This is a genomic window from Halomonas getboli (genome assembly GCF_023094245.1).
Lineage (GTDB): Bacteria > Pseudomonadota > Gammaproteobacteria > Pseudomonadales > Halomonadaceae > Halomonas > Halomonas getboli.
In genome coordinates this window covers 1-428 of record NZ_JALMEW010000019.1, presented here as the reverse complement: position 1 = coordinate 428, position 428 = coordinate 1, and the positions used below count along the sequence as shown (strand labels likewise).

General features: G+C 73.8%; 1 protein-coding gene. It reads right to left on the bottom strand.

From position 1 onward, the window contains the following. On the bottom strand, nucleotides 1–427 hold a 427-nt coding region (locus MYL53_RS17190; RefSeq protein WP_247855293.1), incomplete at its 3' end, for an aldehyde dehydrogenase family protein. Nucleotide 428 lies beyond the last annotated feature (1 nt).

Below are 428 nucleotides of genomic sequence, written 5' to 3'. Positions count from 1 at the left end.
GCAGGTCGACGCGCGGCATCGGCTGACGCTCCGGCAGCGCCGGATCGAGGCGCACGTCGAGCCACTCGCCGGCACGCACCACGGAGGCGAACAGGCGCAGCTGGCCGCAGGTGCGGCCGCGCTCGCCTTCCAGGCGGGCGCGGGGCAGGCCGGACTCGGCCATGGCCCGCACGATGAGGTCATCGCCGATGGCCTCGATCTCCTCGGCCACGGTCTCGAGGAAGGCGGCGCGGGCCTCGAGGCCGGTCTCGCGATAGGTGTCGAAGGCGGCCCAGGCCAGCGCGCAGGCCTGTTCCACCTCGGCCTGGCCGCCGGCGGGATAGCCCGGGGACAGGGTCTCGCCGGTGGCGGGATCGACGGCGTGGATCGCCTTGCCGTCGCTGAGCACGGCCTGCTGGCCGATCAGTTGCTTGCCTTCCAGGGTCATG